Origin of the sequence: Microscilla marina ATCC 23134, assembly GCF_000169175.1 — a bacterium.
Lineage (GTDB): Bacteria > Bacteroidota > Bacteroidia > Cytophagales > Microscillaceae > Microscilla > Microscilla marina.
Genome location: NZ_AAWS01000004.1, coordinates 69,198 through 85,907, shown reverse-complemented (window position 1 = coordinate 85,907; position 16,710 = coordinate 69,198). Strand labels below are relative to the sequence as shown.

Genomic DNA, 16,710 nt, shown 5'->3' with positions numbered 1-16,710 from the left:
TACTAAAAAACAGCACCTTGCACTATGGGAAACAAATTTAATCGCTGTGTAAACAATTGAAATGCGGCAAGGCACTGTTTGAGAATTAGGAGTTTTCAATTCTTAATTTAACCATTACACTTTACCACATTTTTGTTTACTATAATTCGGCTGTTTTGCTGGTACAGATATACCACTTTGGGCAAGGGTACCATAAAGGCTGCCTGGATACGAAAAATGTAGTACTCAACCTGATAGCCAATCAATTCTAACCAAACATTTCTCACTAAATAATGGGTCGCTTTAGCGTCATCTAACCCTCCTGATGAAGTAATAGGGGCAATTACTTCACCTTGCCAGTCACCCCCCAATACAAGTTTCTCAGTATATATTTTGATCTCGGTAACCTGGGGATTTTCTATCACTGGTTTGGTGACCCGAAGGGAGTTCTTCGGCTTTTTTGGTTTAATATCCCATACGACAAGCCCGCTCTCCAAGGTAAGTTCCTGTGGTTGCTCGAAGGTCAATGTATTGGGAGTCAATGGAGAGGATGGTGGTTGCCTATGGGTAGTAGGGTATGAAACAGTAGGTGGATGATTGTGATACATAATCGTTTTTTTTAGAGAGTTTAAGATGATTTAATTGTTTGTATTGCCTAATGGGTTTAGGTAGTTTTTTTTGTATTTGATTATTTGTGATTGATGCTTAATCATGGGTAGTTCAAGTACCAAATAGTTGTTGACTGTGGGCAGCGAACTGCGAGCCAACCAATGCTTGCCCTACTGTCACACTACGCACCTGATAAAGTACAGAAGTGGTATGTTTGGCTCCAGTCATTGTCCAGATATAAGAGCTTTCCCGAAGGTCTTCATTGAATAGTTCAAAATGCAAGTGTTGAATATTGGGAGGTAATGCATGGGTTTGGGGTGAAAATACTGGGGTTTGTTGAAAATAACCTAAAACCATGTCTAAGTACTTCATCGCTTCCAGGTAAGCATTGCCGCTCGCATTTTGCTCTTTTTCGTGCACCGAAAACAACAGCAAGAGATTTAAATGATAAGGCTGAGTAAGGTCACTGGTGCGACTTCTTTGCATAGTACGTTCTTCCTGCGCATGTAATAAAGTAATGACTATCCGCCCAGATTGGGCATCGGTGGTCGATTTACCCTCTCGCGTCACCAGTTTATCTACTGCTACCTCATACGCTTTTTGAGGAAATTGAAGTTCCATGAAATCTTGCAGGGATTCCTGAATAAGTTGAAGTATAGAATAAATCATTTGATAAGAGATTGTTGCGAGTGAAACCATGAAACAATCAGTATAAAAAGCTTCACCATATTGTGAGCTACTGATGGCACAATGTTAGGAAAGTACAGGGGTTGGGGGCAAATCTCGATCTTGATGAAAGTTTGATTCTTTTGATTTAAGTTAAAATAACAATATATCTTATTTAAATAATCATATAAAAATCCTTTTTAACTATTATAAGTACCCCAAAAGGCAATTTTGGATCTTAATGGGCTATTTTTATGTAGTGTCTCTTTTTTTAAATAGCACTTTTTGGTTTTACTATATAACTATAACTATATATACCACACAAATCAAAGTTTCATCAAGGTATTCACTTGGAATTTATCCGCCAAAATGCCTACTCTTGCCGCAGCGAAAGTGCCCAATCGCACTGGAGCCACTTCTGAGAAATATTATGTTATTCTAACCTTATTTACTATGTCAACTCAAGCCAATGCTGAACACGATCCGCAACAGCAAACACAGGATTTATTACAGTCTCAAGCGGTAGAACAAATTCATCCTGAGCAATTACTTTCGGTGTCTCATGTTTTTGACAGCCAACAAAAAAAGACGAATCAACCTCAAACCCTCCTTTCGCAAGAATTAGATATGTTAAGTACAAGTAAAGAGTTTTTGGCTACTCCGATAATGACGGACGAAAAAGAAAAAGTTTTATTGGAGGAGTTATTAGATCGTAGTAAAGGCATAAAAAAGACTGAGCGAAAAGGAGGGTACAAGTATGGATCAGATGATTTAATTATTCGTTCAAAAAATTATGCCGATGCCAAATTTAAAAAAGCCTATGGCTTGGATAATTTTGCTGAGAACTTGATAGACAAGATACAAGGAAGAGTAGGTATAATATTCAAAAGCATCAAGGCAGGACAAAAAAATGCAGTGGGCAAACTCACCCAAAAATACAAAGCCGCAGAAGCCCGCACTAAGCATCATCAAAGTGTATTAATGGCTACTATTAATATATTAAATACCTTTATTCCGATTGGAGCCAACTTATTTACCAAAGCTCTGGAAAATGCAATTAGACAAAAATATTTAGGAAAGCTTGCCAACCCTGACCTGGTAACCAATATTCGTCTTCCGCAATGGGGTAAAAATATCCAGTCTTTTGGTGCTACTGCCTACCGAGGAGCAATAGTTAGTACTGTAGGGCAAATACGAGGACTCTGGAAAAGTAATAAAAGCAAATGGACAAAAAACGTAGAAAAAGCCAATATTAAGTTAGAAGAGCTTGCTCAATACGCGATTCACCACCTCATGCTCCAAATGGCACAAGAGGCCGCCCAAGCTCCTCCTCTTAACTTGAGTGATCCCGACCAACTAAGCGATGTTGAACTGGCTATATACCATGCCATTTTAGCTCAGGTTTTTCCTCAGTTGGCTCAATATGGGTTTATTGGAACTGATAAGGCTGACCATGCTGGCATCAGTAGTTTTGCTGAGCAACAATTTTTGACCGAAACTTTTTTTTACGGTGCCAAACTGGATAGTGATGGTGAAGTAACTCATAAAAGCTATAAGCCTCAAGGCGAAGTCAGTGAATATGCGCTTAGTGCCTTGCAAGAAATGCCCATCAAAGAATACAAAGAACCAGACTTTGGTAAAACCACAGGTAAAAAGCCTACTACAGCCGCTACTTCGGTCAAAAAAGATGCCTACCAAACCATAGAAACCATTACTCAGGGACCTTATGATTTGGCGTACCAAAATATGCGTTCCACGCTACAGAACATGGGTTTAGACTATAACTTTACCCCTGGATTTCATAAAGGATTGCGCCAAAGCAATACCTTGGGGGAAAAGAACTGGAAACTACCAATCAAAGTTACTAATCTTAACCTATTCAGACAGACAATGAATAATAGTTTCCCAGATTGGATTGGCGGCGCGCCAGGAATGGTCTTTCCTCGTCGCCCTGATGCAGTAGTTATGATAGGCAAAGATATAAAGAGAATTACCAACGAAGCCATCAGCCCTACCTATAGCAAATCAGGGAAAACTTACCTCGATTTTAGCCAAACCAACTTTGGGGATGTATGGGTACATACCAATCGCCAGGACATTTTGGCGGCTAAAAAAGGGAACATTAAAGACATTCGTTCTTTTAACCTTTTGTTCGCTGCTTCTGGACCTGTATTCACCATTAATGATTTGAGTCATGCAGGACACAAAAGCTATGGACCTAAAAACATTAATGGTAAATATCAATTACAGGTAGTATTGTAAGCAATCAGTTATTTTATAAAAAGCTATTCAAATATGAAACTTGCCCACAAAACTTTATTTTTATTGAGCCTGGTGGTGGTGTTGGTAGTGGCCATTGTCATAAGTCAACCATCTGCCCCCAAGCCGTCTCCCAAAACCTGGACATTAGAAAATATACATACTCCCACTCTAGAACTTAGAGATGGGACTGAATTCCAACATTGGCCTACTAACCTTGCGGAAGCCACCCAGGTAAAAGAAGTGATAGGGGACCATAGCCAGAACTTAACAACCTTACCACCTGACATTGTAAAGCTCAAAAGAGTGAGTGAATGGAACCTTCTGGGAGTAGGATTGAAAACCTTGCCTCCCGAAATTGGGCAACTAGACTCCACCTCTCGTCTTTACCTCCCAAATAATGAACTAACCACCATACCCCCTGAAATTGGTCAACTAAAAAAGCTATTGCGACTGGCATTAACGCAAAACCAAATCAAATCCCTTCCCAAAGAGATTGGTCAATTAGCTCGATTGTGGGTATTAAACTTAGGCGAGAATCAGTTAAGGGTACTTCCTGTTGAAATTGGTAATTTAGGTCAGTTAGAAAAATTAGACCTTGACCATAACCAACTCAAAACTCTGCCCGCCAGCATGGGTAAAATGTCTGAACTCAATGTATTGAATCTTGGTCATAATCAAATTCAATCCATTCCCCCTAATTGTTTGCCTAAGTCATTGTATATCCTCGACCTAAGAGCAAACCAATTGACCCATTTCCCAAAAGCCACCTACCAGGCACGCCAAAGATTGGGCACGCTGGAATTACAGCAAAATAAAATCAAGGCGTTGCCCAATGATCTGCCTCATTTTTCCAGGCTAAATGACTTGGATTTGAGTGATAATCAACTCACGTATATTCCAGCCATCTTAGGCAAATCACCTTTGGTGTATTTGGGGTTGAAAAACAATCAATTGAGTGACTTACCCATCGAATTGGGCAAGCTACGCATCATCAGAAGTTTAAACATAGCTAACAATCGTTTTACTAAAATCCCAGATTGTGTTTATAAACTCAAATCTTTGAAACACTTGAATTTATCAGGTAACCCTTTACACTTGTCAACAACCGATAAAAAGGCATTGCAAGAAGCTTTGCCCAACGCTAAAATTAAATATTGACTACAGATATGCAAACAATTATGCTAAAAGACTACTCCCAAGACTTGAAATGGTTACAAGACTACATCTGTTTCCGACTCGATCAGGAAGGGAGTAACTCCCAAAAAGAAGAAGCTACCTTGGCTGAGCCCCTGAGCATTCCTCTGGAAGAGTTTCAAAAAGATTACCAGCAAATGATTGCTCCATTTAGCATTGTGGAACGATTGGTCATACTTGGTGCTTTAGCCAACCAGGTATATCCAACGCTATGGCAGGCTTTTGCGGAAAATAAGGCAAAATTAGATTTGGGGCAATTTGGGCTATTAAAACTTCCCCATACTCCTTACCTTCAGGCTACAGTGGGTACGGTGCTGTTTCTGATAGCAGGAAACGACCCAACCCAACAGAAGAAAACATGGCAATTATTGAGTGCTGACACCCGCTTGCGTACATCAGGCATATTAGAATGGCCTACTAATGAATTACTTCCTACCTTGGGCACAGTTCTCCAATTAAGCTCCAACGTATTACATCAATTAGTCACTGAACGCGCTTTGCCTGTGCAATACTCCTCCGACTTCCCAGCCACCCTGCTCACGACCACCAAAACCTGGGACGACTTGATTGTGGACGAAGAAACCAACACCCTATTGGCTCAAGCCTGTAAATGGGTACAATACTATCACCAGGTACAACAAGCTACCCAAGGAAACCAACGCCAGGGATATCGTTTACTCATGGAAGGTCCCTCTGGTACCGGGAAAACGATGACCGCTGCTCTACTGGGGCAAGCTGCCAACAAGCCTGTGTACCGCATCGATATCTCTAATATTGTAGACAAATACGTGGGCGAAACCAGTAAAAAGCTAAGGCGCATTTTTGAAATAGCCGAAGCCCAGGACTGGATTCTCTTTTTTGACGAAGGCGATGCCTTGTTTGGCAAGCGTAGCGAAGGGAGCAGCAGCAGCAACGAACGGTATGCCAATCAGGAGGTAAGCTACTTGCTGTATAAACTGGAAGAATACCCCGGAATGATTTTTCTGGCCACCAATCATGCGACTGCCATCGATCAAGCCTTTCAGCGACGGTTTCATTCCTGGATTACTTTCCAAACCCCTGATAAGTATACCCGCGCCCAGCTATGGCAGCATTTCTTTGAAAAACCAGGTTATTTGCAGCTAGACCCCGCCATTAGCCAAGCCCGGTTTCGGGAACTGGCCGAAGCCGCCAATGTGAGTGCCGCCTGGATAGAGCAGTTTTATGCTTACTGTGTACTACAGGCTACCGCCAAGGGCACGAATAGCATTTCTGCGGAAGAAATGCGCCAGTACCTTCATTGGTATGGTTGTGAGCGGGGCTATTTTGAGTACAACACGGCTCATTTGTTCCAAAAACAATATGCTTATGAGGGGGCTGAAGGTAGTTAGTGCGTCATTGGGCAAGCCACGGTAGACAGTGTTTAGCATTCGCCCTCTGCTAGTACGTGCTTTTGGCTCGTTCCAGTTTGATGCAATACTTATGTAAATGTACTATATAAATTTAAAATATAAGCTGCTGTGTCAGGCAAATCAAGGGTTGATCAAGGTTAAGATTTGGAATTTATCTGCCAAAACACCTACTCTTGCCTCGGAAAAAGTGCCCAATCGCACTTAACCCACTTCTTAAAAATTTTATATTATTCTAACCTTATTTACTATGTCAAGCCAAGCCAATGCCGAACACGATCCACAACACCAACACGAGGGATCAATACAACCACGAATCGTTGAGCCAAGCCTGGAACGCCTGATGGGAAAAGAAACCTCGTGGCCAACCCAGAAACAACAGCCACCTTATGGAACCTTGGTAGCAGCCAGTCCAGAACGAATTTTAGGAAAGAAAGCACCTAAAATAAGCCAACACACTGTACAAGCGGGAGAAGGACTTTGGACAATTGCCAAAAAATATAACCCCTTGGCTCCTATAACCGAGATTGCCCAACTAGTGCAGAAAATAGTTAAGTTGAATAATTTAGGGAGCGTTAAGGCTTTAATTGCTCCCGGGCAAATGCTTAAAGTACCTTCTACTGTTAATCTTGGTAATCAAAAACCACCTCCCCAAAAAACGTCGCCTAAAATAAACGACAAATTACGGGCACTTGAACTGAAAATGATGGAACAACAAGCGGATAATACCAAAGTGTATCAACCACCGATTTTTGAGGGGAAAAAGGTAAATAAAAAGAATACGCCTAAAAAGGTGAAAACACCCAAAAAAGTCAAAAAACGGGTAAAACCTGACTTTTCGCTCAGTGGGATAAAAGATACACTAAAACGAAAGGGATATAAGTTTTATGAAGAAGAAGGGAAAGTCAACTTGATAGCAATTAGGATGGATGAAACCTATGATAATAAATTCAGTGATAAACTATTCACTATTCAACATATAAAAGGAAAACCTAAAATAATAGAAATCCCTTGGACAACTACCGCTGGTACGCTTGCTCATGGAGGTGTCCTTGATCCATTAAATGCAGTTGAAACTCAGACTGGAGTTGCAGGAACAGCTACTATAATAGAAAAGCAATACGAAAATGTTTATACATTTATGGATTCTAAAAACTATCAAAATTTATGGCTCAAGTATCCTTATTTGTATCAAACGGGTTCTATGGATTATTACCGAGATAACACTAAAGACTTAAAATTGGATAGAGGAAAAGTATATAAAGGATTTTACGGAACAAACACGCATCGCATGAGTAACAATGGAATAGCAAGCCGTACAGTGAATGCACCTGGAGTTCCCTGGAGTCAAGGATGTCAAGGCGCTCCAGAGCCTGAGTTTAAAAAACTGTTACCATTTTTCAGGAAACACGTCCAATCAGGGCACGGTAAAATCACCTATACACTGTTGAATTACAGTGATTTTGTTGATTAAAAAAATGATTATTTACTCCACGATAAATACAACTTGATATGTTTAAGAAAAAATACATTTACCTCATAATAATACTGAGCTTATGTTCCACCTTGAAGGTAAAAGCGCAAACCAACCAATCGAAGCTGAAAACCTACTTATATGCTGGAAAGGTAGGTAAACTTGAAGCAAGATTTACATTTGTATTTGATCAAAGCAACCCTTGTGCTTTATGGAAAGGAAGCTATTATTATGTAAATCATCATCCTGAGCGACTTTATAGATTATCAGGACATTGTGGACAGGCACCCTGTCATCCTGATAAATACGATAAATCAGTTCTAAAGCAAGGTTTATTAATAGAAGAATATACTGGTAATACCCTGACTGCTCGGTTATTTTTGTGCACTAAAAATCCCGAAAATCTTAAAGATTTGGCAGGGCATTTAACCAATACCGATAAAAATGGCAAGAGTTATTCAGTAAACCTAAAGCTGATTAATTAATATAAGTAAGCTTTAAAACTCTTTACAGTAACTATAAATCCTCAACTAACTGATGATATCTATCCTACTACCTACAAGACCTACAATGGTTGGAAAAATTCATCCATTTTCGTTGTCGGCAAACATTTGACGATACTTTTGCAGAGGCACTCGAGACCATTCCTTCTTAGGAAATTGCTCAAAATCCACTTACCACACCCTCTTACAAAGTACTGTGTGCTGCAAGCAATAGCATTTCGGCTGAAGAAATGCACCAGTACCTCCACTGGTATGGTTGTGAGCGAAGCCATTTTGAGTACAACACGGCTCATTTGTTTCGAAAACAATATGCTTATATGGAGAAGTCTACTGTTACCAGGCAATAGTTTAGCCGTTATTCTCTGCTAGTGCGTGCTTTTAGTTCGTTCCAGTTTGGGGCAAAATATTGAATTATATCAATTAAATATATAATTATAAAGCAGTAAATCACGCAAATCAAGGTTTGATCAAGGTTTTGATTTGATATTTGAACCACCAAACCCTACTATTGTGAAACTTTCCGAAACACCTCAAGGCATTACTTGCATAAGAAAACTTGAGGATAATTGTTTCATCAAGCGATTGGCATTTTAAGCCCTACTAACACAAAGCTTGTAAAGCTATGATCTTAATTATATTCAATTTTAAATACACTTATTATGAAGAAGAAAAATAAACTAACGATTAAAGAAAATTGGAGCAAAGCTTTAACCATCAAACCTATGAACATGCATAATGTTAAAGGTGGTACAGCAGGTGGGGCATCTTTTTATGATGGTTGTGGTGATTGTAATCCGCAAGCTGGTAAAGAGACCGAAAGAACTCATATAGTTTAATTCCTATATCTAGGTCAGAGCTTTTTCAGTTCTGACCTATTAATATTTTTAAACTATGCACAAAAATCTTAATCAAGTAACAGCAAGGTTAGTAAAAGATATATTGTTAGAAAGTTTAGAGGCAAATACACAAATAAATGTATATAGAGGTTCATTAGGTCAGGCATTGTTATTTTCTTTGTTAAACAAAGGTGGCTTGGCTCCTGTTAATCAGGATCGTTTGTATGACTCTATAACCCATTGCATTAATAACCTCCAAACCCTTGACGGTAACGCAAGCTTTTCAGGATACTCAGGGGTTTTGTTAACACTGAGTACTCTCATTCAAGAAGGCCAACTCGATAAGCAGGAAATACAGGAAGTAATGAAAGTTTTGCAGCATTTGGTACTTGACTCAATCCCTTATGACTTTCAGAACTGTAACCTCGATTTTTTGCATGGGTTAATTGGGAAACTTATTGCCCTCACAGAGGTAAGAGATTTTTTTGAGGATGATGTCAGGTCTTTGATAGAAGCAAATGTAATTAAAGGCATTGAGTATGTTGTTGACAACGCAAAGTATACCAATGGTGAAGCAGAAATTTTTTGGGAAACCATCGCTACCCCTGAAGGTATCATCAATACAGGATTAGCCCACGGGTTAGCGAGTATTATTAATTTTTTGGCTAAAGCATACAATTATGACTTTATAGATGCTGATCTCAAACAAAAAATTCAGACTTGCCTTTCTTTGGCCTGTAGTTTTTTAATTAATCGCAAATCTAGTGACCACAATCACTTTACATTCGCCAATAAACTATCAGTTGATGAAAATAAATTAAACACAAATCAATATTCACTTGCTTGGTGTAAAGGTGATTTGGGAATCGTTTTTTCTCTGATAGCCGCCAACAAATGCTTGAAGTCACAAAAAATTGATGATATTATCAATTCAATCATAAAAAAAACCGCCAAAGTAAGAAAACTTAACTCAGGCATACACCAAGATGCTACCAGACTCGACACCACACTTTGTCATGGGTCGTTTGGGGCATTTTTTTTATTCTATTTGCTGTACAAACATACCCAACTACCCGAAGCAAAAGATGCGTACCTTTATTGGCTCAATGAAAGCCTTAGTCAAGCAGATTGGGATGAAAAATTTCTTGGCTGGAGTCACTATGGTACAAACCCAACTACAGGGCATCAGGAATGGGGACAATCTAGTGGTTTATTATTTGGCGCTACTGGGCAGTGTCTGTCCCTTTTAAGCTTTTTATTGGTCGAACAGAACATTATACAGATACAACAGCTAAATTGGTTGAAGTTTTTATTTTAAAAAAACATATTCATGAATCACCTAAAAACCACCATATTTATTATTGTTTCTATGTATCTTTTTTCGCCTTGTCTTGCTCAAAAGAGCAAAAGCGAAAAAAGAACTTTACTGGACAATTGGAATAAACTGGATCGGTTTGTTTCCTTGGCCAAGAAAAAACAACCTGACCTTTCGTTTTATACAGCATTGGTCTATAATGGAAAAATTATTTCTGAAAAGCAAATGGGCTATGCCAACATTAAGAATAAAGTCAAAATGAACCGTCACATGGTACACATGTGGGGGTCAGTATCTAAGTTGTTTACTACAGTAGCCATCTTACAATTAGTAGAAAAAGGTCAACTCAAGCTGACCGACTCCATCACCCATTATTTTCCCAACCTGGGCAAAAAAACGGGGGACTTTGCAAAAATCAATCAGGTTAAAATTCATCACTTAATTAACCATAACAGCGGTCTCAGCCTCACTAAAGCATTCAGAACTGTTGCAGCAAAAATAAAAAAGGAAGAAAAGAAATTTAGGCGAGCCGAAAATGAAGAGTTTTTACCTTACCTAGAGTTGGCCGAACAAACCTTTCCAGCGGGAGAAAAGTATGAGTATTCCAATATGGGATATTCACTGCTTGGCTTGGTCATTGAGAAGGTGTCGGGCATCAAGTTTAAATTCTACATTAAGCAAAACATTCTTAAGCCTTTGCGCATGAAAAGTACCAGCTATGGTCCCCTCTCTAAAAAGATGATGAAGAAATTTGCCGCCTACTATGGTTATTATGACCAAGACAAAGATGGCAAAAGAGAAAAGCTTTCTCATATTTCAAATTATTCGCAAGGCATATTGGCTGCCAATGGCGGTATTAGAGCATCGCCCAATGATATGGTGAAGTTTATGAGTTTTCTGCGATTTAGAAAAAGCAATAAAAGGGCAGAAAAAGTACTCAAACGTGCAACCTTACAGAAATACTTGTTTGATGCTGATTTAGATATTATTGATAATCAAAATGTGGTATTTCTCAGAAAAAATAAAGGCACAAAGTTCTACCGTGTCAATGGATTTAGGGTAAGAGTAGAGAAAAAAAACATCGGTATAGGTCATAGTGGGAAAGTAGCTACTTATATATCTTATTTTATCTTCAATAAAAAAATGCCATTTGGGGTGATGATGGCCTCTAATATTTATTCTGATCCCAAGGGTACTCCTTATAAACTGATTGACAAACTAAGCTGGCTTATTACTAAATTTGCTGTCAATGGAGATTTTGGGCAACTGATAAATCTAAATGAAAATGAGTTCTGATACTATATACACCTTCAGAATCACATCACTTATTTTGACTCTGATGTTATCCATAGCACTCCCAGTTAAATCTCAGAGTAGATTAGAGGAGTTTACTAAACATTTTACAAGAAAAGAACGAGTAGCCAGAGATTGTCATGATATAGAAGTTACCAACGATGGTTTGGTCATGGTTGCTACCGGGTACGGAATTAACGTTTTTAACGGTTATGCCTGGGATATGAAACTTATGGATAAACCGAAGCACCCCAGATTTAATAAACTCAAAAGAGATGAAAAAAATGCTCACAGGTATTATGTAGGAGGTCTTAGTAAAATCGGCTTTTTTGTTTTGAAGAATGATCGGTTTCGGTTTAAGGAAATTATAAGTTTTAAAGAAAACAAGGAAAAATTAGGAGGTCGGCTATTAAATATTTATCAAAAAGATGAGCGGATATTTTTCTTGGGTGCTTCTTCGGGGTGTATTGTTTATAATCAACAAACGGGGCAAAAAAGCTATGTTCCTCCTATAAACAATACGGTTAGCTTTTCCTCTTTGAAGATCAATCAAGATATTTTGATTACTTCTGCCAAGGGTGATTTATTTAAGCTTTCGGGCAATCACTGGTTAAAACTCGTTGCCCCACCTTCTTTAATCCAACAATATCAGCCTATTTTTTTAAAAGAGTTTGAAAACAGTTTGTTGGTATTAATTTCCAGCGAAAAAAAGTTTTATCTCAAAACGGGTACCTCTGATATACGAGAGATTCCTCGCATTTCTGCTTTAATCAAAGGCGGCGCAAAATTTCAGGTGAAGCAACAAAAAAAATATTTGGTGATCTTAACCAATGAATTGTTGCTTAAACTTAATCTTGCAAATAATGAAATTGGTTTTCAGTACACGTTCAAACAATTAGCTGCCAATGACTTTGCATTCGATTTACAAGGAAATATTTGGGTGACTACCAACAACGGTGTTTTATACATTGAATTAAATGAAAAATTCACATTCCAGCCCAATAATAAGGGAATCAGAAAAAGTAAACGATTGGGCAACTATGAAGTGTATTTATTGAAAAGTGAGCATAAGATTGAAATTAATAATAGCAAAAGATCTCAAACGATCATATTTGATGGTTTCGTTTCTGATGTTACACTAGACAACAACCGCTTTCTGGTTAGTACCTCAAAAGGGCTGTATAAAATTGATACTGTAGGTAGCTTTCGTAAAAAAATATTAAATGGAAAGTTTAGGAGAGTTGTAAATTATCTGCCCAAGCAAGTATTCCTTTTGGCAGGCACTCAAACTCTGCAAGTCCTAAATAAAGAATATAAAGTGATTAATACAATACGCCTCACAGATGGAGGCATTTATAATACCTTTATTTCTACTGATGGAGTGATTTACTATTCTACGGTAAATGAGGTCTATCAAATTCGGCTCTCGTCAGATTTCAAATCAGTTTTAAGCAGAAGAAAATTAGCCTTCCCTGCCAAAACCCGCTATAGTTTTAGTTTTTTTGAGAAAGGTAACCGCGTTTACATTGTCAATGCATTGGGGCTATTTAAAGTAGATAACCACGAAAAAATTACTTGCCTTACTGCAAACCTCCAAAATCTCCCCCTCAATGAACAAGGTATTTATCACCAAAAATTTTCTTTTGCCAAGCCTTTGGCAAACAATCGTTTTTTTTTAACTCCAGTTTATTCAGGTGGAGATAAATCAAGGAGTTTCCCAGGGGTATTATCAAAGAATCAAGCTGGTCGGTATACTTTTGAAACCAGAGATTTTAAGCGAATTGGCAGCACTGTGACCACTGACGTAAAAAAACTTGACTCTAACCATATTCAAATCATTACACAAAAGAAAATCATCACCTGTAACTTAAACAAGGGAAATATTCCGGCACATAAATTCAATAGTTATATCAGGGAAGTATCTCTCAAGCAAAACATATCAGATACTATCCAAGGTGATTTGGTTGAAAATAACTATAAGGATTCAATAATTTATCAGGGGATTACACAACAACACAAAGTAGAGAAAATACCCTATGGAACAAATAGCATTACCCTCAAATTTGCCAGCAATTATTATGTGGCCACTGAAGCAAATAGGTACAGTTACAAACTCGAAGGGCTAGAAAAATCTTGGTCGAACTGGAGCAAAGAACAAAAGAAGGAATATACTAACCTACGAGAAGGCACTTATACCTTCCAGGTACGCTGCAAAAACGTGTATGGTACCATTAGCTCGGTAGATACTTACACCTTTACTATTTTACCTCCCTGGTACCGTACTTGGTGGGCTTATACGCTGTATCTATTGATAGGAGTAAGCCTGACGGTGGGTGCAAGTATGAGCTATAACCAATATCGGAGCAGGCAGCTCAGAAAACGCAACCGGGAACTGGAGCAAACGGTGGCTTTGCGTACTGAGGAAATCAGCGGACAAAAAGCCGAAATTACCCAACAGGCAACGCAGTTAAAAGTAACCAATGAGTCGCTCAACGCTGCCAATGCTCAGCTACAAGTTACGGCAAAGGAACTAAAGACCACCAACCAAGCACTGCACAAGACCAACCTGGAACTACAAACCACCAACGAGGCTTTAGAGGATGCCAATGCCCAAATCAAAAAAGAACAAGAAGATAAACTCAAATACTATGTGCAGCGGGTATCTGACTCTAACGAGCGTTTTGTAGAGGTGATAGACATATTTAAGAGTCGTGGACTGGAGGTAGGGCTCCATTTTCTGGAAAATGAACTCAATACTGCGGGCAAAATGGCCAGCATTCAGGCAGAAGTACGCGAGGCTTACCCTGAGTTTATAGCCAAGCTGGACAAAGTACTATTGGATGAAGACATTACCTATACCCAATGGAAGGTAGGACAATGTTTGAAACTGGGTAAATCTGCCAACGAAATTTCGGCACTGCTGGATGTCAAGCCTTCTACCATTTATTCGTATGGTTCTCGCTTGCGCAAGGCAGGTTTATTATAAAAGTGTTGATGGTTGCGCAATGTATCAGTGTAGCCATCCATATTTTCGTTTTTTGTCCCATTTGTAGTATAAGCGGTTGGCTAAAAGCTATGGACTTCCATCTACCGATTTTATAAATCGCTAAAAGTTAACGAACGTCCTATAAAATCGGTAAGTTGCTTGTAGAGCAGTGTCAAACTTGAAGCACCGATATACATCGGTATCTAAGGAATTAAGGCTGTAGAAGCTATTGACTAAATATAAATATTGAAGGAATCATGCACGTATCATTTAAATTACTCAAAATAAAAGAAGTATACCAAAAAGAAGGGTTGGAAGCAGGTCTGAGTCTGTTAAGGAGTGAAATTGAAACGCTTAATACTTACATTACTATCCAGACACATGTTCGGAAGCATCATCCAGATTTTGTATTACACTTAGACTCGATTTTGCTCGACGAAATTATTACTCCCAACGAGTGGCGAGCAGCTCACTGTTTCAAAGGAGGCAAAAGTACCAAGGAAACCGCTCGTTTACTTAGTAAAAGTCATACAATGATAGGATTGCATGCAGCCAAATTAAGGGAGTTGAAGGTGCTGGAAGCAGAAGTAAAGAAAGAATAAGAAATTACTGATACATTAGACTAAAATAAGAAAATGAACTAAAAAAATCAATAAGTGTCTTATGAAGAAACTAGCCACATTACTCCTTATTCTAAGCCTATTTATACTAAAAACCCAGGCTCAGAATAAGAAGTCAATCATCAAAGCAACATTGCTCAAAGAGTGGAATAAGCTGGATACTTTTATTCATAGGGTAAAGGAGGTAGCCCCCGATTTTGCCTTTAATGCAGTCTTGGTATGGGAGGGTAAAATTATCTCTACCAAACGTATGGGGTACGCCAATAGAAAACAGCAATTAAAATTAGACAATCAAACGATATACCCCTGGGCCTCTATTTCCAAAATGTTTACCTCCATTGCTGTTTTACAACTCATAGAAGAGGGTAAGTTAAAGATAGATGACCCCGTAACTAAATATGTGCCAGAACTCAAAGTTATTAATACCCCATACGGCGACTATGAACAAGTAAAAATACATCATTTGATCAACCACAACAGTGGTCTGTTATGGCAAAGCTTGAGAGATACATTGAAAGCCAAGTATCCTAAAATCAGGTATGTTAATACCTGGAAAATGATCAAGCCTTATTTAAAGTATTTGAGCTTATCCAGAAAGCCTGGCCAAAAGTACGAATACAGCAATGGTAGTTATTCAATATTAGGGTTAGTAGTAGAACATGTCACCCGTATGAAGTTCACCGAATACATCCAAAAACGTATTTTTAAACCACTAGGAATGGAAACTACTACTCATTATGGCAAAACCCCTCAGAGATTCCAGAACTTATTGGCAAGCAGTTATCGTAAAACAGGGAATGATTCCATCAAAGAGATAAGAATTGACCGAAATCATGGCATCCACGAGGCTCACGGAGGAATAAGGGCGTCTGTAATGGATATGTTAAAATTTATGGACTTTTTAAGTTTCAGAAAACGCAAAAATTGCCTTACCAATTATAATAAGGTACTACCTTGGAAGATTATCAAAAAATACTATCACCAAGTAGATGTGCAAAAACCAGCTAATAAGTACACCATCATGTTCAAAAAAGAAGAAGCCGCTTCTAGCCGGGCTTTTGGTTTTTTACATTCCCAATTTTTCACTAATGGGGTACAGTTTTTTGGGCACACTGGGCATATTGGAGAGTATCAGTCTGCACTTATCATGAGGACTGACATCCCAATGGGTATCATTTTGATGATGAATACCAATGGTCAGCTAAACACCAAAGAGTATATTATTGCCAATAATTTATATAAGACTATAGGACGTTTCGTTTCCAGAAATCAGATCAATTTGAAGTTCTTTGATTGGGAGAAAGCATTCAATAAATTGAAATAATGCTAACAAATAATCAAAGCTCCTGTAAATAGATTTATAAAGCATCCCTCAGACGTTTGTTTCTAAATAAAACCTATGGTCAAACAAGAAAAAGCAGCTTTTTATTTCGTATTTACCCTGCCATCGTGATATCTTTATACCAACAACAGTTGGACGGTGTATGAGCGAAATTTGTATAGTCACCAACTGATGAGGCTCGATGAGGATTGGTTGAAATGGAGTATTAAGTAAAAGAAAGAATATATTCACCTGCGTGAGAGT

Annotated in this window: 13 protein-coding genes; 11 read left to right on the top strand and 2 right to left on the bottom strand. The window is 38.4% G+C overall.

All coding sequences use genetic code 11. The features are described from left to right. Positions 1-107: 107 nt before the first annotated feature. Positions 108-587, bottom strand: a complete 480-nt coding sequence (locus M23134_RS40915) for a hypothetical protein (RefSeq protein ID WP_157558332.1) — start codon at positions 585-587, stop codon at positions 108-110. A gap of 112 nt (positions 588-699) precedes the next feature. Further along, positions 700-1,257 (bottom strand): Pvc16 family protein, encoded by a 558-nt coding sequence (locus M23134_RS04250; RefSeq protein WP_045112983.1) that lies wholly within the window; start codon positions 1,255-1,257, stop codon positions 700-702. A 450-nt stretch (positions 1,258-1,707) separates the two neighbouring features. On the opposite strand from M23134_RS04250, the gene M23134_RS04245 reads away from it, so the two are divergent. The 11 genes from M23134_RS04245 to M23134_RS04200 all read left to right on the top strand — a co-directional run bounded on the left by M23134_RS04245 (position 1,708) and on the right by M23134_RS04200 (position 16,449). Further along, a complete protein-coding gene (locus tag M23134_RS04245; RefSeq protein ID WP_157558331.1) occupies positions 1,708-3,516 on the top strand; it encodes a hypothetical protein in 1,809 nt (602 codons plus the stop codon). A gap of 33 nt (positions 3,517-3,549) precedes the next feature. Continuing rightward, the gene (locus M23134_RS04240) at positions 3,550-4,674 is read left to right on the top strand and encodes a leucine-rich repeat domain-containing protein (RefSeq protein WP_002694149.1); all 1,125 of its coding nucleotides are present in this window, start codon (positions 3,550-3,552) and stop codon (positions 4,672-4,674) included. Between the two features lie 8 nt (positions 4,675-4,682). Continuing rightward, positions 4,683-6,080, top strand: a complete 1,398-nt coding sequence (locus M23134_RS04235) for an ATP-binding protein (protein WP_002694148.1) — start codon at positions 4,683-4,685, stop codon at positions 6,078-6,080. A 361-nt stretch (positions 6,081-6,441) separates the two neighbouring features. Next, entirely contained in the window at positions 6,442-7,572 is a 1,131-nt protein-coding gene (locus tag M23134_RS04230; protein WP_157558330.1) for a LysM peptidoglycan-binding domain-containing protein, read from the top strand. 38 nt (positions 7,573-7,610) lie between these two features. Next, positions 7,611-8,057 (top strand): hypothetical protein, encoded by a 447-nt coding sequence (locus M23134_RS04225; protein ID WP_002694145.1) that lies wholly within the window; start codon positions 7,611-7,613, stop codon positions 8,055-8,057. Between the two features lie 677 nt (positions 8,058-8,734). Next, positions 8,735-8,911: a hypothetical protein gene (locus tag M23134_RS40910; protein WP_002694143.1), complete on the top strand. Its 177-nt coding sequence runs from the start codon at positions 8,735-8,737 to the stop codon at positions 8,909-8,911. A 55-nt stretch (positions 8,912-8,966) separates the two neighbouring features. Next, positions 8,967-10,229, top strand: coding sequence for a lanthionine synthetase LanC family protein (locus M23134_RS04220; RefSeq protein WP_002694142.1), 1,263 nt, complete (start codon positions 8,967-8,969; stop codon positions 10,227-10,229). A 12-nt stretch (positions 10,230-10,241) separates the two neighbouring features. Further along, positions 10,242-11,522, top strand: coding sequence for a serine hydrolase domain-containing protein (locus M23134_RS04215; protein ID WP_002694141.1), 1,281 nt, complete (start codon positions 10,242-10,244; stop codon positions 11,520-11,522). After that, entirely contained in the window at positions 11,512-14,505 is a 2,994-nt protein-coding gene (locus M23134_RS04210; protein ID WP_157558329.1) for a triple tyrosine motif-containing protein, read from the top strand. The genes M23134_RS04215 and M23134_RS04210 overlap by 11 nt, the downstream gene beginning before the upstream one ends. 257 nt (positions 14,506-14,762) lie before the next feature. Next, a complete protein-coding gene (locus M23134_RS04205) occupies positions 14,763-15,107 on the top strand; it encodes a hypothetical protein (RefSeq protein WP_002694139.1) in 345 nt (114 codons plus the stop codon). Between the two features lie 61 nt (positions 15,108-15,168). Continuing rightward, positions 15,169-16,449 (top strand): serine hydrolase domain-containing protein, encoded by a 1,281-nt coding sequence (locus M23134_RS04200; protein ID WP_002694138.1) that lies wholly within the window; start codon positions 15,169-15,171, stop codon positions 16,447-16,449. The last annotated feature ends 261 nt before the right edge of the window (positions 16,450-16,710 follow it).